An 18159-nucleotide genomic window follows, 5' to 3' on the forward strand; every position below is an offset into this window, starting at 1 on the left:
TATGGATATATAATGCCCAATCCTTGGCCGAGTTTGAGCGGAATCATCAGCTGAATGAGAATTATGATAAAATTTCCGCAACAAAATGGGTGGTCCTTGCGTATGAATTAGCAGCATATGGATGCTGTGAGAGGAGGATGGAATTGGAGGCGATATTTTGGGGATGTTTCGTTGGCGGAGCTTTATATGCCATCATCAGCGCTTTGCTCGGAGATTTAATCGGCCATGCGCTAGGCGGCATCCTTGACTTCTTATCGCTGGATGGCCATCCGTGGCTGAATCCAACTACGCTGGTAGGCGGGCTAACCGCGTTTGGCGGTTCGGGGCTGCTGCTCGTCCATTACACGGCACTGAGTTTGGCGATTGTATTTCTGCTGGCTGTATGTTGCGGGGTAGTCGTTGGAGGCGGCGGTTATTTTCTGTACGTGAAACCGATGAGCGAAAGCGAGAATTCCGTCGCGTTCTCCGAGAAGGATTTAAGCGGCAGGATTGCGGAGGTCATTACGGCGATTCCTTCAGCGGGATATGGAGAAGTTCTGGTGAAGGTTGGGGCTGGCCATACAAACCAGATCGCTGCAAGTTTTGACGGCGAAGAGATTCCCGGCGGGTCTCGGGTTGTCGTCGTGGAAGTAAAGGACAAAACGTTGTATGTATCAAAGCTTGACCCTTATTAATGTAGAAACGAAAAGCTGAGAGGAGAAAGTTCATGCCAGAATATCTTATTATTCCCATTATTGTCGTAGCTGTATTAGTAATCCTCGGTATTGCCTTTTGGGCCCGTTACCGGACGGTTAGTCCGGACGAAGCCATGATCGTAACCGGTTCTTTCCTTGGCAGCCGGAATGTCAGCACGGACGAATCCGGCCGGAAAATAAAAATCGTTCGAGGCGGGGGAGCTTTCATCCTGCCGATCTTTCAAAAGGCTGAATTTCTATCGCTGCTGTCCCATAAGCTGGACGTGTCGACGCCGGAAGTATATACCGAGCAGGGCGTTCCGGTTATGGCGGATGGCGTAGCGATTATTAAAATAGGCGGTATTGTTGAAGATGTCGCAACGGCAGCCGAACAATTCATGGGTAAACCAACGGAAGCGTTGAAAAGCGAAGCGCAAGAAGTTCTTGAAGGCCATCTTCGCGCGATTCTTGGCACGATGACGGTAGAAGAGGTGTATCGGAACCGGGATAGATTCGCGCAAGAGGTTCAAGGGGTTGCAGCCAAGGATTTGAAGAAGATGGGACTTCAGATCGTCTCCTTCACGATCAAAGATCTGCGCGATAAGCACGGTTACCTGGATGCCCTAGGCAAACCGCGGATAGCTGCCGTTAAGCGCGACGCGGACATCGCGGAAGCCGAAGCGGTGAGAGATTCTCGGATTAAGAAGGCGCTCGCCGAAGAAGAAGGGCAAAAAGCCGAGCTTCTACGCGATACGAACATCGCCGAAGCCGCAAAAGAAAAAGAGCTGAAGGTAGCGGCGTTCAAACGCGAGCAGGACATGGCCAAAGCCGAAGCCGATCAGGCTTATTCCGTTCAGGAAGCACGCGCGAAGCAAAGCGTTGTCGAAGAGCAGATGAAGGTAGAACTGGTGCGCAAGGAGCGCGAAATCGATCTCGAAGCAAAAGAAATTTTGCGCCGCGAGAAACAATATGATGCGGAAGTGAAGAAAAAAGCCGAAGCCGACCGTTATGCGGTGGAACAAGCGGCTGAAGCGGACAAAACAAAAAAACTCCGCGAAGCGGATGCGTTGCAATACCGCATTGAATCGGAGGCGAAGGCACTTGCGGAGCAGAAGCGTCTGGACGGTCTTGCAATCGCTGAAGCGGAGCGGGCGAAAGGTACGGCCGAAGCGGAAGTTATCCGTCTGCGCGGTTTAGCGGAAGCCGAAGCGAAGGAGAAGCTGGCGCAAGCGTTCGAAAGCTTTGGCGAAGCGGCGATTCTCGATATCATTGTGAAGATGCTTCCAGAGCTTGCCGGCAAGGTTGCTGAGCCAATGAAAGGCATCGACAAGCTGACTGTCGTCGATACCGGCAACGGTGAAGGCGCTGCGCGCCTTAGCAATTACGTAACAAGTCTGATGGCGACGGCACCGGAAATGCTGAAAAACGTATCGGGTATCGATGTTAATTCCTTAATGAAAAGTTTAACGTCGAAGGTATCCGGCACATTAACGGCTCCGGCGGCAGCGGCTTCCGAGCTGCCTGTCCAAATTCCTCAGCCTGCAGAGCCCGTAGAAAAGAAAGAGTAGCTGAAAGTTGAAATCCCGGAGAGGATCCGATCGTCCTCTCCGGGATTTTTTCATTTCTTTACCGCATAGACGCGAATACGTCTGTAATCCGCTTGATAAACGCCATCGATGGCCTGAAGTTTTTGTTTGGCATTCTCATATACCTGTTGTTTGGCTGACTGCCTGTTTTCTTCATCCAATCCTTTGAAAAAAGCATCTCCAAAACCGTCCAGCCAATGCATGACTCCTTTTTCGCCTTCAGGGAGTGGTGTCGGCCGGTCAAAATGTTCGGCGATTCGCACCTCAAAGCCATATTGTTCGAGCTTGCTCGAATACTCGCCGATAGATGGGAAAAACCAAGGATTTCGTTCTGCCGGATCAATGCCGTAATGGGGCATCACTTCGTAAAAAGCCTGCACCAAACGATCAACATTGCCTTTACCGCCAAACTCGGCGACAAATCGGCCTCCGGTTTTTAAACCATTTCTAACGGACTTGATCACGCCATCCGCATCCTTCATCCAATGAAGCGCCGCGTTCGAGAATATGGCGTCAAAGGGATGATCGACTTCAAATTGTTCGCCGTCTCCTACGAGGAAATCGATGCCGGAAAACTTCGTTTTGGCGGTTGCGATCATCGATGCTGACTGGTCCATGCCAATAACCTTGGCGCCTGAACCCGCGATTTCAGCAGCCAAATCGCCAGTGCCGCAACCCAAATCCAGAATGAATTCATTAGGCTGCGGATTCAGCCATTCCAGAATGCCTTTGCCGAGCTTGGATACAAATCCAAGTTGAGTGTCATAGGTTCCGGGATTCCATGCTTGTGTGCCTTGTTGTTCCATTTCAACCGCCTCCGTTCTAGTTATATCTTAGTTGTACTCCTGTTAGAGATATAAGTAAAATATATAATAACTATTCACTTTATAGGTTTAAACTATGAACAGGCGCAAAAAAACCTCGGGAGAATAAGCTCTCGAGGTTTTCCGGTCAAACGATTAGCGGCTGTAGAACTCGACGATTTGTTTCTCGTCGATATCTTGGGACAGCTCAGCGCGTTCTGGAAGACGGATGTATTTGCCTTCAACAGCAGCATCGTTGAATTCCAGGTAGTTAGGCAGGTGATGACGGCCTTCCATAGCTTCTTTGATCGATTTTTGACCGCGGCTGCGCTCGCGCAGGCCGATTACGTCGTTAATCGATACAGTGTAGGAAGCGATGTCGACTTTTTTGCCGTTAACTGTTACGTGGCCATGGGAAACCAACTGACGTGCGCCTGCACGGGAGTTAGCGAAGCCAAGACGGTAAACGAGGTTGTCCAGACGGCTTTCAAGAAGGATCATGAAGTTCTCGCCGGAGATACCTTTCAGTTTAGTCGCTTTGTCGAACAGGTTGCGGAATTGCTTCTCGTTCAAGCCGTACATGTGACGAAGTTTTTGTTTTTCTTGCAATTGAACGCCATAACCGCTAAGCTTTTTGCGTTGGTTAGGACCGTGTTGGCCTGGAGGGAATGGACGTTTCAATTCTTTGCCAGTACCGCTCAGGGAAATACCAAGACGGCGGCTGAGTTTAAATTTAGGACCTGTATAACGTGACATGAGTTGTGTAACTCCTTCAAAATTGTATTTTTGAGGATGGGGTTGTGTTTCGCGGAATACGCTCTATGCTTGATTTCTCAAAGCCTGATATACAGTTCAGCCGCTGGTCTATCAGAGAACGTATTCTCGAGGGTGACACAAAACCGTTCGCCCATGCATTCATTAATAGATAATAAATGAAAATGAGGACCTTTGTCAAGGCGCTTGGTACTTGTCTCATTAGGTTCTAAAGACCTAAATACTGGCATTTTGAGTAGTGCAAAATTCTCACAAATAAAGTATTATTATTTATAATAGAATAGCTTGATAGACTCGTCTCCTTTGATGCAGGGAAGGGCTGGGTGTTGCTGATGGCGGATCTATATAATTATCGTCAGGCGTTAGATGAGGCTGCCTTCGCAGCCCATCTTGTAGAAGAAGATACAAGAACCATATGGTTTGAACACGAAGATATTCAGGCTGCGGACGAGCCGTATTTGCTGCCGCTGCTTGGCGAGACTTTTACAAGCTGGCGGAAAGATACCGATGAACAGGGAATGTCGGCGAACGGATTTTTTGTATTGACGGATTTGACCGGCAACGTGATCGGATCAGCCGGAACGTTAGGAATGGACCGGTTATCGGAGGCATTAGCAATTGCTAAGCGAGCTGCGTCGGTTGCTACAAAGACGGCGGGAACGACAGAAGATGAGCAAGGGATGGTTGCCGTTCCCATCTTAACTCGTTCGGATCGTCGACCTTTTTGTGTTCTTGTATATGTAACGGAACACATCGCTAGCCAGCAAGCTGACACGGTGGCACAGCTAAGCGCCATGCATTTTCGGACATGCTTTTACCGGAGATTTGAGCAGCTGTTTATTAAAGACCTTCTATTATATCAGAAGCGAACCGATAAGGAAGCAAGCAGGCGCGATGCTTTGTTTCTGGCCGCGAAGCGGCTGTATGACCAGTTTGACGTGTCATCGGTCTTATCTGAAATGCTCAGCAGTCTGGAACAGTTGTATCCGGAATCGGTAGCCCAATTATATCTGTCGCAGGATCATGTGAACGGAGATCCCCGCGTGAAGCCGCTTGTATTCAAGAACGCTGCCCATGATCTCGTCGCCAAATCGTTCCTGGAAGGCAAACTGGTGACCGAGCTGGACCGGGACGGGACAAAACGGCTTGCGGTGCCTATGACAGGCAAGCAATCGGCTTACGGCGTATTATGTTTGACCGTTAACGCTACCCGTTGGGACGATGCGGATTTGCCGGCCTTTCTATTATTGGCCGACACGGCAGGCTCGGCCTTTGAGAATGCGAAGTTATACGAGCAGTCGAATCTTCTTATTAATGAGCTTAGGCTGATTAATGAACTGACGAAGAGGCTTAATCAGTCGCTGAAGCTGAAGGAAATTTTTAAATTTGCATCATCCGAGCTTCTTAACGTATTTAAAGCGGATTATTGCTGCGTGCTACAGCTTAACAAAGAGAAAAATCAATTTGTCGTCACGGCAAGCAACATTCCGGTCATGGCAAATGAACACTTCTCGCCGGAATACGGGTTCTGCGGGATCGTCTATCGGACGAAGGAACCGCTCATTATTTCGGATTATTGGCACACGAGAGTGGTAAGCTCTAAGCTTATGGATAATACGGGTGCCCGTTCGCTCATCGCGACGCCGATTATGGTCGATTCAGAAGTTGTTGGGGTCATAATGGTTGCCCATAAGAGCGCGAATTACTTCTCTTACGACAATTATAAACTTCTCCAGGTGATGTCTACCCATATTGGACTTGCGATCACGAACGCTTCCCTGCACGCCGAAGTGCGAAGAATGGTTATTACGGATAATTTAACGGGGCTGCATGCACGACATTACTTGAACGAGCAAATTCAAAGCCGTCAACGGAAAGACCCGCTTGGAGCGCTTATTCTCGTAGATATCGATCATTTCAAACAAATTAATGATACGTATGGCCATCAGGTAGGCGATCAAATTCTGGTGCATGTTAGCAATATCATCCGGAATTCTATCCGACAGGGCGATATCGCGGCAAGGTGGGGCGGGGAGGAGCTGGCAGTATATCTGCCAGGTATCCGTTCCGACCAGGCTTATCGCATTGCCGAGCGAATCCGGACACATGTAGAAGCAGAGACGCAACCGGTTGTAACGGTATCTTGCGGTGTGTCCGAATGGACCTTCGAGAACGAGAAGATCAGTGTTGAATCCTTGTTCTACCGAGCCGATATGGCGCTGTACGAAGCGAAGAACAACGGCAGAAACCGAATTTATATCGGACAGGCTAATTAAATCCACAATGGAAGGACACCTAACGGGTGTCTTTTCTTTTTTTGTCAGCATTCGAATAAGGCTCTGTCCGTTAAGGGGACGCTAAGATCATGCGTAATGTTTCAATGAAAGGTGATGTGGTTAAATGAGAATCATCAAACATACCCTTGCTGGCTTGCTTCTTGCGGCACTTGCTTGTTCCTTGGCAGGGTGCGCAACATCCAGCCGCCCGCCGGAGGAATGGCTGAACATGTCGATCGCAGGTTTGGCGGGCACGGATCAGTATGCTTTTTCCGGTCAAACGACCATATACTCAGCAGAGGGCTGGGCATATGCTCCACGTACCTTTCAAGGACGCATCGAAGAGCATACGAACCTTCATGCCAAAGGGGATGATGGCAAAGATCTTGCGTGGAGTCCGATTGAATTGCTGAACAAGGTGAAAAGCGCGGATAAAAAAGTAAGCTTCAACAAGGCGGCTACAACTGCGGATACGGTAGCTTTGCTCGTTCAACTAAATGAAGAAGATGCTAATAAGCTTTGGAAAGAGCAACTTCAACAGGAGATGAATGTGCTTGCGGCCAAAGCTCCTTTGGAGGATGGCGCATACAAGAAAGCCTGGACGAAGGAGTATAACCAATCCCGCGAGCAGATGGAGCAAATGCTGAAGTCACTGCAAGTTCAGTCCCAATATGAAGTTTTGATCGACCGCTCTAGTCTTGTTCCGCTTAAGCTGGCTGAGCATACTTCGTTTAAATATTCTCTTTCCGGGCAAAAGAAGCAGGAGAAACGGGATACAAGCGTTACATTTGGTTCTTTTCAATAAAGGAGAACTGTTCAACAAAGAAGCAACATGCTAATATGTTCGAAGGCTGTTTTTTGCAAAAAGCAGCGCTGATAAGTAATGGAGGTTAGAGAAAGATGCGTGATGCAAGACTACAGAAGCTGGCGGCTAATCTTGTCGGCTACTCAATTGATGTACAGCCTGGTGAAAATGTCCTGATTGATTTGATCGGGCTTGAGCTTGAGCTTGGGAAATGTTTGATTGAAGAAGTGACCAAACGCGGCGGAAGACCGTTTGTAGAGCTGAGCGACCGTTCCGTTCTCCGGACGATGCTGACGCATGCAACGAAGGAACAGATTGAGATCTGGTCGAAGCATGATCTAGCCCGCATGGAGCAAATGCAAGGTTATATCGGCGTGCGTTCGGGTTCGAACGTAAATGAACTCTCCGACGTGCCCAAAGAGAACATGCGTTTATACGAGCAATTATATACCCATCCCGTACATATGGAGGAGCGGGTGAAACGGACGAAGTGGGTTGTACTCCGTTATCCGACTCCATCGATGGCGCAGCTGGCGAATATGAGCACAGAAGCGTTTGAGGATTTCTATTTTGATGTTTGTAATCTTGATTATGCGAAGATGGACCGCGCTCAAGATCCGCTGCAAGCTTTGATGTCCCGTACGGATAAAGTCCGCATCGTATCGCCGGGTACGGATTTGACGTTCTCGATCAAAGAGATCGGCGCGAAAAAATGCTCCGGCCAGCGCAATATTCCGGACGGCGAAGTATTCTCCGCACCGGTTCGGGATTCGGTGAACGGTGTCATTACCTATAACGCGCCTAGCGTATATTCCGGCACTACGTTCCAAAATATCTCGTTTACTTTCGAGAACGGCAAGATCGTTCAAGCAACAAGCAACGATACGAAGAAGCTGAACGAAATTTTGGATAGCGATGAAGGCGCCCGTTATATCGGGGAATTTGCGATCGGCTTTAACCCGTACATTATGCATCCGATGAATGATATTTTGTTTGATGAGAAAATCGCGGGAAGCCTGCATTTCACGCCAGGCCAGGCTTACGAAGAAACGGATAACGGCAATCGTTCTTCCATTCATTGGGATTTAGTATTGATTCAACGTCCGGAATACGGCGGCGGTGAAATTTATTTCGACGACGTATTAATCCGCAAGGACGGCGTATTCGTGCTTCCAGAGCTGGAAGGCCTAAATTCCGAAAATTTGAAATAAATGAAAATGAAGCGTTTTTGAACTTTACACTTGATGGATGATATATTTCAGGTTATCATGAGTTCAAGGAAAGCTTTACTAATTTATCTGGAGGGATTACCCATGTCCAACAATGCAGCTATCGTAGAAATTTCTCAAGCGGCTAGCCAATTCCGCTCCTCAATCGTTCTGCAAGCCGACAACAAATATATCGATGTGAAGAGCATTCTTGGACTGTTTACGACGCTGGTAGGCGGCCACGCTTACGAGCTTCATGTTCATGGTCCGGATGCTGAAGAAGCAAAAGCAAAGATGGCTGAAATTTTCGCCAAACATAATTTGAACATTACGGTTATTAGCGAATAGTACCGTTTAGATTCACAAAAAAAGCGTTTCTTCTTCTGAAAAGAAGAAACGCTTTTTTGTTTTGTCCTTGTGTATTAGCTCTTTTTCGTCTAATATAAAAGATATAGACGACGGCGGGTACACGCACAGGGGGGAAAACGATGTCTTCACCGGAAGTCACGATTCAATTGCATGAGAAAGCGCTTCGTCTCCTAACGGAAGATGCAAGTAAAATAGAAAAACTTATCGAAGTTCAGATGGAGAACTTGACGACCCGTCAATGTCCGCTGTACGAGGAAGTTTTGGACACGCAAATGTATGGATTCTCGCGGGAGATTGACTTTGCTGTGCGCGCGGGATTGATTGCCGAGCAAAGCGGGAAAGAGATGTTAAGCCGGTTGGAACGTAACTTGGCTCAATTGTATGAAGCACTAAATAATAAAGAGTAGACTCCAACGGGAGCCTACTCTTTTTTTGTTTATTCGATCATACGAGATAGAAAGCAACGCCCAAAATGACATATACCATAAGAAGCAGGAAGCCTTCATACCAGTTGGTCGTACCGTCACGAGATACGGATTTGGCAATAAAGACGGATACGCCAATCGCGGTTAGCTCGATCGGTGTGAAGATTATGTCCATCGTATTGCCCATAAACGTACTAATGAGGATCAGAACAGGGGCTACGAACAAGGCGATCTGCAAGCTGCTGCCGATGGCAATCTCTACGGCTGCGCCGATTTTGTTCTTCATCGCGAGCATAACCGCTGCGCTATGCTCAGCCGCGTTACCGATAATCGCAATGACAAACGCACCTACAAACAGTTCAGAGAGACCAAACTTCTCCGTAAAGCTGTCAAGCGTATGAACAAGCCATTCGCTGACGAAAGCGACCATTACGGTTGCGACAATCAGCATGATGACGGATACGCCTTTGGACCAGGCTGGTTCTTCGCCATGATCGGCATTCATATCTTTATCCGCAAGGACATCCTTGTGCGTGATCATAGAGAAAACAAGCCACAGCAGATAAGAAACGATCAGGATGCATGCAACCGTAATGCTGAGGAAATGATCTTTGTTCAAGGTGAAATGCTCTGCGCCAACAAATACAGCGGGTACAAATAAACCAATGACAGCCATAATCATAAGCGTCGCGTTATGTTCCGCCAATTGATTATTGAAAAATTGCTGTTTAAACTTGATGCCGCCCGCTAAAAGACTAATACCAAGTACAAGCAAGAGGTTGCCGATAATCGAACCGGTAATACTTGCTTTAACGGTTTCAAACAAACCTTCTTTGACAAGGAAGATCGCGATGATCAGCTCAGCCGCGTTGCCAAACGTGGCGTTAAGAAAGCCGCCAAGCCGCTGTCCGGCGTAATGGGCAACACTTTCCGTCGCTTTGCCAAGAAAACCTGCTACAAATACAACGGCGATGGCGGAAATGATAAATTGGAGCGTCATGTCCCAGTGGGCAAAATGCCCGAGGGCGCTCAGGGCGAACGTCAAGATTAATCCGCCAAAAAACAGTTTCTGTCTCACCAATTCCACCTCTTCAAATTATGTAGATCTAAAAATCATTATTAATCATAACGAAAAAAGACAACCATGTAAACTTTTCCAAAAAATATGAGAGGAGGTTCGTTTAGTTGAACTTCCTTTCTTGCTTCAAGTTGAACCATCCATTACAATAATGGTATATGGCAAATTGAGGAGTGGAATAACATGAACGAGGACCTTCAAACAGGCATTATCCGTATTTCAGACGATGTAGTGGCAACGATTGCAGGACTCGCTGCGCTTGAGACTCCAGGCATTGCCGGAATGTCGGGCGGTATTTCCGAAGGACTGGCGAAACGCCTTAGCGGTAAAAACGTGCAAAAAGGTGTTTCCGTGGAAGTTGGCCAGCTGGAAGCGGCAATCGACCTTCGCGTTATCGTACATTATGGCATTCCGATTCAAGAGGTCTGCAGACAGCTGCAGCTGAATGTTAGAGAATCGGTTGAGAATATGACCGGTCTTAATGTAGTGGAAGTAAACGTAAAAGTTGAAGGCGTAGCTTTCAAAGAAGAGGAAACATCGGAAGAACCGCAGCTTCGTTTGAAATAATTAAACATGCGGGACTACATAAAAAAGGCTGAACCGTTATTGCTAACGGGTTCAGCCTTTTTTAATTTCAACTTAGTTGCGTCTATTGCGTTCGGGCTTGTCCTGCTTGTTAGCCTCGCGCGAAATACTGAGAAGCACGCCGATACACATCAGGCAGACTAACAGGGAGGACCCCCCATAGCTGACAAAAGGCAGCGTAACGCCGGTCAGAGGAATCGCGCCGGTCACCCCGCCGACATTGATAAAGGCCTGTATGCCGAACAAAGCGACAATTCCAACGCCAACAATGGTTCCGTAAGTATCCGGACAGCGCAGTGCTACGATAAGGGCGCGCCATAGGAACAAGAGGAAGAATAGGAGGAATAGACTCGCTCCAATAAATCCAAGCTCTTCCGCAATGACAGAGAAAATAAAATCATTATAAGGATAATCCAGGTAGTGCAGCTTTTGAACGCTTTCACCAAAGCCGGCTCCCGTAAATCCTCCATGACCAAGCGCCTGAAGGGAAGATACGAGCTGAAACCCGGTATTTTGCTGGTCGGCCAGCGGATCGGCGTATGATGTAAACCGTGCTATCCGGTATCCCCATTGCGTCGGATTGGTCGCCATTCCAATTGCGGCAAATATAATGGCAAAGATACCAAGTATTCCGCCTGTTACCGCTACTTGCTTCAGATTGGCCCCGCCGGCAATGATCATAATGCCCGCGCATGTAACGAGAACGAGACATGAACCTAAATCCGGTTGTTTCATAATAAGGACAACGAATATCCCTACCACGACCATGACCGGAACGAGTCCTTTCTTGAAGTCCCGGAATTTCTCGCCCTTCTTGGAGATCAGCGCTCCGAGGTAGAGAATCACTGCCAGCTTGGCCATCTCCGTTGGCTGGATCCCAAATGAACCGATGTAAAACCAGCTATGGGCGCCGTTAATATCGGGAGCGGTGAATGGCACGATCATCATCATGATGAGTACGGGAATAAAAAAGAAAATATATCCCCGTTTAAACACCTGATAAGGAAGGTTCATCAGAAATAACATGGTAAAGACCCCGATAACGGTCCACATCAGCTGTCGTTTTGTAAAGTATAAGGCATCATTGTTGAATTTTGAGTTAATAAGGGCAATGTTCGAGCTTGCGCTGAACACCATGACCAGTCCAAATCCAACAAGCAATAGCGTTAAGATAAGGAGCAGAAAGTCCGGCCTGCCACGACTGCCATTCTGCTGAGTTTTCTTCATCGTTAGGCAAGCAGCTGTTTCAGTTTCTCAAGTCGTTGATTCGCAACAGACATCAGCGGCTGAGGAATTGGCGATTCGTACTCAAGGCCATGAGGGAATGTAGCTTTGCCGATGTATACGTGTTCAATCTCAAGTACGGTATTCGGATTCTCCAGCTTTCCTTCAACCGCACGCGTATTGATGCGCAGGAAGTACTCCGATTTCGTTGCTGCGTCTTCCAGTTTCAGATCGTATGTAGCGCGATAGTACTCCCACTGCCAACGTACAAATCCAAGTTGCTCGGCAGACTCGTCCAGATGAGCCAGATCGCTTTGAAGGCCGTTAAGACCCGTATTCTCAATAATCATCGTCATTTCCTCCTAAAAGTTGCTTGTGTACATTCTTTTCCCATGATAGTATGTTTCCCCAGTCAGCGCAAGACTTACTCTATCCCCAGACCATGCATTCCCTATGCCTCGCCGTTTCATTCTGTTAAAATAGAAGGTAATCGTTCTAACCTATTAAGTTAACCTAACTTTGCTGGAGGTGTTCTCTATATGAAGACAAGTGGCTATATCGAAGAGAAGCTGCAGCGTCTTTATCCGGAGATGGTCCGGTGGCGCAGACATCTCCATCAGAATCCGGAGCTGTCTTTTCAAGAGGTACATACATCACGCTGGATTGCGGAACAATTAAAGTCATTTGGCTGCGAAGTGCGGGAAGGCGTAGGCGGGCATGGACTGCTCGTAACAATTAAAGGGGCGTTGCCGGGACCCGTAGTTGCTCTGCGGGCCGACATTGACGCTCTGCCGATTCAAGACGAGAAGGAATGCGAATACCGTTCGAAGGTGCCCGGTGTCATGCATGCCTGCGGCCATGACGGGCATACGTCGGCTTTGCTTGCGGTAGCTAACTATTATCAGCAGCATAAGGATGAGCTTGCCGGCGAACGCCGGTTGATCTTCCAACCCGCCGAGGAGCAGACGCCAGGCGGCGCCATCCGGATGATCGAAGACGGAGCGTTGGAAGGCGTAGACGCGATCTACGGAGTTCATCTGTGGTCGCCGCTTGCATATGGGCAAAGCGCAACGAAGGCGGGACCGTTTATGGCTGCAGCGGATGAATTCACGTTAGAAATCGTTGGTCTTGGCGGTCATGGGGGAATGCCCCATAAGACGGTAGACACGATTGTAATTGGTTCGGCATTGGTGCAGTCGGTGCAATCGATTGTTGGCCGCAACGTTGATCCGCTAAAGCCGGCAGTTGTTACAATCGGCTCTTTCCAAGCCGGAACAACAAATAATGTCATTGCTGAACGTTGCGTCATGAAAGGCACGGTCCGCACCTTTGACGACGAGACTCGCAAGTTGACCCATGACCGGCTTGAGCAGTTGATCAAGTTTACTTGCGGGATGCATGATGCGGAATATCACTATCATATGCGGATCGGATATCCGTCTGTCGTGAACGACGAACAGGAAGCAGACCGTTTCTTCCGCGTGTCAGGCGAGCTGTTTGGCGACGATAACACCATTCATTCAGAAGCAATGATGGTTGCGGAAGACTTTTCTTATTATTTGGAGAAAGTACCGGGATGTTTCATGTTTGTTGGAGCAGGCAATAAGGAAGCAGGAATTGTGCATGCCCATCATCATCCCCGGTTCGATATCGACGAGCGGGCTATGGTGAATTCAGCCCGGCTGCTTATCCAAATGGCGGAAGATTTTGCGGCAGGATGATGGAGCTTAAGGGAGGACACCCTAACGGAACAGATTGCGATAGGGAGGGTTCCGCCTTGGGCTTGAATAAACAGATCAGCGAAGTGATGTCCTCGCCGTGCATTACGGCGACATTATTGGACAACGTGTACGAACTTGCCGTATTAATGAAAAAGCATGATATTGGATTCATACCTATTATCGAAGATTCGAAATTGATTGGCGTTGTAACGGACCGCGATCTGGTTGTGCGGGGTTATGCCGATAAACATTCCGGCTCCACTGCCGTGGAGAAAGTCATGACTGCCGATTTCTTGACGATTACGCCGGACGCTACGGTAGCAGATGCAGCGGAGCTTATGGCCAGGCATCAAATACGACGCCTTCCTGTCGTGGAAAGCGGCCGGCTAGTAGGCGTCGTTGCGCTTGGAGACTTGGCTGTGCGGGATGCCTTCATTCATGAAGCAGGTGCGGCGCTAAACGAAATATCCGAACATATCCATTAGTTTGTTGAACGGGATTCTTCCGGGGTTACCCCATGGGAGAGTCCCGTTTTTTCGTATAAAAAGGTGGATAATTCTGCATACTGGGAGGTGAATGTCTTATCGACGCAGGAGGAGATATCATGCTGGAACGCCAAAACGGTCCGTTAATCGTCCAATCGGATATGACAGTGCTCCTCGATTACGAGCATCCTTTGTCGGAGGAAGCACGGAGCAAGCTGATTTTGTTCGCGGAGCTGGTGAAGCGTCCGGGTAATTGGCATACGTACAAAATATCCTCATTATCCCTATGGAATGCGGCTTCAACGGGCATGGACCCGTCTTCCGTTATTGAATCGCTTAGAGCTTACGCAAGATACGGCATGCCTGGTGTGCTGGAGACGAATATTCGTGTTCTGATGAACCGTTACGGCAAACTGCGGCTCGAAATTCATGAAGAGGTCCTTCTGTTATACGGAGAAGAGAGTCTTCTGAATGAACTTGCGGGTCATGTCGCGATCGCGGAATGCCTTGCGGAGCGAAGAGACGGCACGGCTTGGGAAGTAAGTCCCGCTCACCGCGGACAGCTGAAGCAGGAGTTGATCCGGCTCGGGTATCCCGTAATTGACTTGGCCGGCTATCACACGGGGGAAGCGTTGTCGGTGGAACTAGCACCGGTAACGAGACGCGGACAGCCATTTGGTCTAAGGGATTACCAGCGGCAAGCCGTTGATCTTTTTTATAAGGAAGGAAGCATTCAAGGAGGCAGCGGCGTTGTTGTTCTACCATGCGGAGCAGGGAAAACCATTGTCGGGATTGCCGCGCTCGCGCGGTTAAACAACGCAACATTAATTTTGACTTCGAGCGCTACCAGCGTACAGCAATGGAAGGAAGAACTTCTCGACAAAACCACGCTCCAACCTTCCGAAGTAGGGGAATATACCGGAGCTACGAAGGAAGTTCGCCCGGTGACGATCGCCACGTATCAGATTTTGACCCACCGCAAGTCGAAAAACGATCCGTTCAGCCACATGAAGCTGTTCTCGGAGCGGGATTGGGGACTCATTATTTATGATGAAGTGCATTTGCTTCCAGCACCCGTATTTCGGATGACAGCCGATATTCAAGCAACGAGAAGGCTTGGCCTCACGGCAACGCTGGTCCGGGAAGATGGCTGTGAAGAAGATGTATTTAGTCTAATCGGGCCCAAGCAATTCGAATTGCAATGGAAAACGGTTGAAGCGGAAGGGCATATCGCTTCCGTCAAATGCACGGAGATCCGCGTACCGCTTGACCAAGGGATTTCAGAGTTGTACCACTCTGCAGAGAAACGGTCGCGACTTAGGCTCGCTGCGGAAAATCCGGGGAAAGTCACGATCGTGCGCCAGCTGCTGGAACGGCATCAAGGTACGCCTACCTTGATCATCGGGCAATATCTGGATCAGCTTCATGCGATAGCCGATAGTTTGGAGGTGCCCGTTATTACGGGAGAGTTGCCTCAGAAGGAACGCCAATCGTTATATGAGCAATTTAAAGCAGGCGACGTGCGGGTACTTGCCGTATCGAAAGTGGCGAATTTCGCCGTGGACTTGCCGGATGCCGCTGTTGCCATTCAAATATCGGGAAGTTATGGCTCAAGGCAGGAAGAAGCGCAGCGCATCGGCCGGATCCTGCGGCCTAAAGAAGGACTTAATGAAGCCTGGTTTTATACCATTGTGACAGACGATACGAAAGAAACCGAGTTTGCGGCCAAACGGCAAATGTTCCTGCTTGAACAAGGCTACCAGTATGAGCTTGAGAGAAGATAGTTGAGGGGAGGCAATACATGATGTTAGCAAAAGAATGGTCAGAGAAACTGACAAGCGTTGCGAAGCAGCAATACATGAGGTCTCCCTTCTGGCTCGAAGCGGCAAGCCGGAAGCTGACTTGGGAAGAAGCGGTTATGGACAAGCCATCGATTCAAGAAGCCGTTAACCGATTGGACGAAGCTAGCGCCGGCGTCCTGCGCGCCTTTTATATTTGCTTTGGAGCCGGTCCTGTTTCGGAGGAACGGCTTTTTTCATCAGGCGTGCAGCGGGCAGGACTGTCCGGCGCGGAATTCCGTTACGGGCTGATCCAATTGCAGAACGCAGGAATCGTATTTGCGCTGCGCAAAGGTTGGGGCGAGAGGCTGTACGCGCTGCCAAGCGACGGCTATATGCTCTGGCATGCGGCATTGTTTCCGATCCCGCAACTGTCGGCGGCTGACACCGGATATGGACAATGGGAGCAGCGGCAGGAAGATACGCCGCATAAATCCCTTGGCAGACAGCTGCTTAGCGTATGGGCGGAATTAGCCCGCAGCGGCCTTGGTCTTACGGCTAAAGGAACGTTGCCCAAAAAAACGGCAACCAAGCTCATGCAAGCCGTTACGATCACGGAAGAAGAGATGATGTCGGCTGGCTGGAAGACAGAGCCCGAAGCATCCTACAATATCGTATTAACTTTTATACTCAAGCTCAGCATGCATCTTGGCGTTGTGACAACGCAAGAGAACCGGATGGGCTGGAACGAACAAATTTTGACCAAATGGCTGTCAGAGCCGGATTATAGGCAGGAATTTTTGTTGCTTCAATGGTGTCAGAAAGAGCGGTTTGAAGGGAAGCCGGGGATGTGGCATGCCATGGCTGTGCTTGCTCGTCTTGAGCCGGGCATCTGGTATGCTGAGCGAGATTTAACGGAGCAGATCAAGCGGCATGGCTTGGATGCAATAGACTGGGATCGCCATTTGCATAGCTGTTTGGATTTTCTCCGCCTATTCGGATGGATGGAGCTGGGGCGAACGGAACAGGGGACAATGATGCGGTTTACGATGATGCCTCTGTTATTGCAAGAGCCATTCGTAAATTTAAAGGCGGTACACGAGCCTATATTCATCGAACCTAACGGAGATTTGTTTGTGACGCCGGGTTGTTCCCCGCTTATTCGCTGGGAGCTGGAACTTATTGCGGATAAGAAAAGCGATGATTTGTTGTCCATTTGGCAAATAAACCGTCAATCGGCCATGAGGGCGCTCGCGCACGGCCGGACAACGGACCAGATCCTAGCCTTTTTGCATGCGGCTGCCGGCGGCGTGCCGATTTCTCCCTTGCTGGAATCCAGTCTCTTAGACTGGGGCAAACAGGAAGACGGCTTGAAGGCTGCCGCGGAACCGTATCCCCTGTTGCCATTTGATCCTCCTGCCGATTGCCAATTCCTACTTCGATCCTCGGCAGGCGCGCTTGCTTCTTGCGAGCTGATGAACCACGAGGACTTCACCGTTGAGCGGTTCCTTCCCGAGCTGGACCGGGTACCTTTAAGTTGGCTTCAACAGTTAAGGTCCTACCATCATTCAACTCGTCTCGAGATCCTCGAACAGGCATTAAGCTGGCAGGCACCGGTCCAATTAAGCATGGATGAAGCTGTTGTTGCGTTTGTCCCGGCGAGAGTAGACAAATCGGACAACGGCTGGAGAGTGACCGGCTTGTTGCGGGAAGCGGCGACCATCCGGGAGGTTTGCTTGACGCCGGAGATGTGGCAGGGGATGAAGCTGGTTGCGCCGGGAGTGAGTGGATTTGTGTAAAATTGTATCTATTCCTTGAATGATTATGATATGATAGGTTTAAGCAAGTTTATAAGAATAAAGAGGGTGAACAAATGCCAATGACTTCAGTACTGCCTAACCATGGTGCAGACGGCGTTTCTTCGCTGGATATGGCGTCGCTGCTGCTGTGCGCGTACGAGCTAGGTGACTTTATTAATCAGTCGGCGGAAGTTGCCGATTATCTATATTGGAAAGAAGCTGTAAACGAAGACGAGCAAGTGAAACAGCTGTCGAAGCAATTCGCGAAAGCGAAGGAGCTGTTCTCGGAATGCGAGCGCTTCGGCAGATTCCATCCGGATTATCATGCGGCTAAGGATAAAGTGAAGCATATCGAGCGTGAACTAGACCAGATTGATGCCGTGAAACGGTTTAAGCTGGCGGAACAGCAAGTGGATACGATGCTCTTCGACGTATCGCGCATGATTGCGGAATCGGTATCCGATACGATAAAGGTGCCGAGTAATGAAGGGAAAACGGGCGGCTGCGGAGGCGGCGGATCCTGCAGCTGCGGAAGCGGCGGCTGCGGCTAGCCCTTTGCTTGATTCGAC

At 49.2% G+C, this 18159-nt stretch carries 18 protein-coding genes; 13 read left to right on the forward strand and 5 right to left on the reverse strand.

Translation table 11 applies throughout. The features are described 5' to 3' along the window. Window positions 1–137: 137 nt before the first annotated feature. Both QQK89_RS13580 and QQK89_RS13585 read left to right on the forward strand, forming a co-directional pair. The gene (locus tag QQK89_RS13580; RefSeq protein WP_349816729.1) at window positions 138–674 is read left to right on the forward strand and encodes an NfeD family protein; all 537 of its coding nucleotides are present in this window, start codon (window positions 138–140) and stop codon (window positions 672–674) included. 32 nt (window positions 675–706) lie between these two features. Further along, window positions 707–2242: a flotillin family protein gene (locus QQK89_RS13585; protein ID WP_284239104.1), complete on the forward strand. Its 1536-nt coding sequence runs from the start codon at window positions 707–709 to the stop codon at window positions 2240–2242. A gap of 50 nt (window positions 2243–2292) precedes the next feature. On the opposite strand, the gene QQK89_RS13590 is transcribed toward QQK89_RS13585, so the two are convergent. After that, window positions 2293–3066, reverse strand: coding sequence for a class I SAM-dependent methyltransferase (locus QQK89_RS13590; protein WP_284239105.1), 774 nt, complete (start codon window positions 3064–3066; stop codon window positions 2293–2295). Between the two features lie 153 nt (window positions 3067–3219). Next, window positions 3220–3819, reverse strand: coding sequence for a 30S ribosomal protein S4 (gene rpsD / locus QQK89_RS13595; RefSeq protein ID WP_284239106.1), 600 nt, complete (start codon window positions 3817–3819; stop codon window positions 3220–3222). 350 nt (window positions 3820–4169) lie between these two features. On the opposite strand from rpsD, the gene QQK89_RS13600 reads away from it, so the two are divergent. The 5 genes from QQK89_RS13600 to QQK89_RS13620 all read left to right on the forward strand — a co-directional run bounded on the left by QQK89_RS13600 (window position 4170) and on the right by QQK89_RS13620 (window position 8902). Then, window positions 4170–6113: a sensor domain-containing diguanylate cyclase gene (locus QQK89_RS13600; RefSeq protein ID WP_284239107.1), complete on the forward strand. Its 1944-nt coding sequence runs from the start codon at window positions 4170–4172 to the stop codon at window positions 6111–6113. Between the two features lie 124 nt (window positions 6114–6237). Next, complete coding sequence (locus QQK89_RS13605; RefSeq protein ID WP_284239108.1) at window positions 6238–6918, forward strand: hypothetical protein; 681 nt, start codon at window positions 6238–6240, stop codon at window positions 6916–6918. A gap of 95 nt (window positions 6919–7013) precedes the next feature. Continuing rightward, complete coding sequence (locus QQK89_RS13610; protein WP_284239109.1) at window positions 7014–8129, forward strand: aminopeptidase; 1116 nt, start codon at window positions 7014–7016, stop codon at window positions 8127–8129. A 102-nt stretch (window positions 8130–8231) separates the two neighbouring features. Continuing rightward, window positions 8232–8474, forward strand: coding sequence for an HPr family phosphocarrier protein (locus QQK89_RS13615; RefSeq protein WP_284239110.1), 243 nt, complete (start codon window positions 8232–8234; stop codon window positions 8472–8474). Between the two features lie 140 nt (window positions 8475–8614). Continuing rightward, window positions 8615–8902 carry a YlaN family protein gene (locus QQK89_RS13620; RefSeq protein ID WP_251651536.1) on the forward strand — a complete coding sequence of 96 codons (288 nt, stop codon included), beginning with the start codon at window positions 8615–8617 and terminating at the stop codon, window positions 8900–8902. A 37-nt stretch (window positions 8903–8939) separates the two neighbouring features. Here the strand turns inward: QQK89_RS13620 and cax are convergent, their stop codons facing one another. Beyond that, entirely contained in the window at window positions 8940–9998 is a 1059-nt protein-coding gene (cax, locus tag QQK89_RS13625) for a calcium/proton exchanger (RefSeq protein WP_284239111.1), read from the reverse strand. 183 nt (window positions 9999–10181) lie between these two features. Between cax and QQK89_RS13630 the strand changes: the two genes are divergently transcribed. Continuing rightward, a complete protein-coding gene (locus QQK89_RS13630; protein WP_284239112.1) occupies window positions 10182–10565 on the forward strand; it encodes an Asp23/Gls24 family envelope stress response protein in 384 nt (127 codons plus the stop codon). A 72-nt stretch (window positions 10566–10637) separates the two neighbouring features. Here QQK89_RS13630 and ftsW read toward each other — a convergent pair whose 3' ends face one another. Together ftsW and QQK89_RS13640 are read right to left on the reverse strand one after the other, a co-directional pair. Then, a complete protein-coding gene (gene ftsW / locus QQK89_RS13635; RefSeq protein ID WP_284239113.1) occupies window positions 10638–11810 on the reverse strand; it encodes a putative lipid II flippase FtsW in 1173 nt (390 codons plus the stop codon). 2 nt (window positions 11811–11812) lie between these two features. Continuing rightward, the gene (locus QQK89_RS13640) at window positions 11813–12157 is read right to left on the reverse strand and encodes a YugN family protein (RefSeq protein WP_284239114.1); all 345 of its coding nucleotides are present in this window, start codon (window positions 12155–12157) and stop codon (window positions 11813–11815) included. Between the two features lie 189 nt (window positions 12158–12346). Here QQK89_RS13640 and QQK89_RS13645 point away from each other — a divergent pair, with 189 nt between their 5' ends. From QQK89_RS13645 to QQK89_RS13665, 5 genes are all read left to right on the forward strand, one after another. Further along, window positions 12347–13528 (forward strand): M20 metallopeptidase family protein, encoded by a 1182-nt coding sequence (locus tag QQK89_RS13645; RefSeq protein WP_284239115.1) that lies wholly within the window; start codon window positions 12347–12349, stop codon window positions 13526–13528. A 62-nt stretch (window positions 13529–13590) separates the two neighbouring features. Next, the gene (locus QQK89_RS13650; protein WP_284239201.1) at window positions 13591–14013 is read left to right on the forward strand and encodes a CBS domain-containing protein; all 423 of its coding nucleotides are present in this window, start codon (window positions 13591–13593) and stop codon (window positions 14011–14013) included. Window positions 14014–14132: 119 nt separating this feature from the next. After that, complete coding sequence (locus tag QQK89_RS13655; protein WP_284239116.1) at window positions 14133–15797, forward strand: DNA repair helicase XPB; 1665 nt, start codon at window positions 14133–14135, stop codon at window positions 15795–15797. 17 nt (window positions 15798–15814) lie between these two features. After that, window positions 15815–17590, forward strand: coding sequence for a hypothetical protein (locus QQK89_RS13660; protein ID WP_284239117.1), 1776 nt, complete (start codon window positions 15815–15817; stop codon window positions 17588–17590). A gap of 74 nt (window positions 17591–17664) precedes the next feature. Continuing rightward, entirely contained in the window at window positions 17665–18141 is a 477-nt protein-coding gene (locus QQK89_RS13665; protein WP_284239118.1) for a YlbF family regulator, read from the forward strand. Window positions 18142–18159: the final 18 nt, after the last annotated feature.

Source organism: Paenibacillus glycanilyticus (assembly GCF_030161375.1).
Lineage (GTDB): Bacteria > Bacillota > Bacilli > Paenibacillales > Paenibacillaceae > Pristimantibacillus > Pristimantibacillus glycanilyticus_B.

Bases quoted from the DNA above. Each gene is read 5' to 3' on its own strand.
- QQK89_RS13620 (WP_251651536.1), top strand. From the start codon at position 8,615: ATGTCTTCACCGGAAGTCACGATTCAATTGCATGAGAAAGCGCTTCGT.
- QQK89_RS13600 (WP_284239107.1), top strand. From the start codon at position 4,170: ATGGCGGATCTATATAATTATCGTCAGGCGTTAGATGAGGCTGCCTTC.
- rpsD (WP_284239106.1), bottom strand. From the start codon at position 3,819: ATGTCACGTTATACAGGTCCTAAATTTAAACTCAGCCGCCGTCTTGGT.
- QQK89_RS13630 (WP_284239112.1), top strand. From the start codon at position 10,182: ATGAACGAGGACCTTCAAACAGGCATTATCCGTATTTCAGACGATGTA.
- QQK89_RS13590 (WP_284239105.1), bottom strand. From the start codon at position 3,066: ATGGAACAACAAGGCACACAAGCATGGAATCCCGGAACCTATGACACT.
- QQK89_RS13610 (WP_284239109.1), top strand. From the start codon at position 7,014: ATGCGTGATGCAAGACTACAGAAGCTGGCGGCTAATCTTGTCGGCTAC.
- QQK89_RS13605 (WP_284239108.1), top strand. From the start codon at position 6,238: ATGAGAATCATCAAACATACCCTTGCTGGCTTGCTTCTTGCGGCACTT.
- QQK89_RS13645 (WP_284239115.1), top strand. From the start codon at position 12,347: ATGAAGACAAGTGGCTATATCGAAGAGAAGCTGCAGCGTCTTTATCCG.
- QQK89_RS13665 (WP_284239118.1), top strand. From the start codon at position 17,665: ATGCCAATGACTTCAGTACTGCCTAACCATGGTGCAGACGGCGTTTCT.
- QQK89_RS13580 (WP_349816729.1), top strand. From the start codon at position 138: ATGGAATTGGAGGCGATATTTTGGGGATGTTTCGTTGGCGGAGCTTTA.
- QQK89_RS13615 (WP_284239110.1), top strand. From the start codon at position 8,232: ATGTCCAACAATGCAGCTATCGTAGAAATTTCTCAAGCGGCTAGCCAA.
- QQK89_RS13655 (WP_284239116.1), top strand. From the start codon at position 14,133: ATGCTGGAACGCCAAAACGGTCCGTTAATCGTCCAATCGGATATGACA.
- QQK89_RS13585 (WP_284239104.1), top strand. From the start codon at position 707: ATGCCAGAATATCTTATTATTCCCATTATTGTCGTAGCTGTATTAGTA.
- QQK89_RS13640 (WP_284239114.1), bottom strand. From the start codon at position 12,157: ATGATTATTGAGAATACGGGTCTTAACGGCCTTCAAAGCGATCTGGCT.
- ftsW (WP_284239113.1), bottom strand. From the start codon at position 11,810: ATGAAGAAAACTCAGCAGAATGGCAGTCGTGGCAGGCCGGACTTTCTG.
- QQK89_RS13660 (WP_284239117.1), top strand. From the start codon at position 15,815: ATGATGTTAGCAAAAGAATGGTCAGAGAAACTGACAAGCGTTGCGAAG.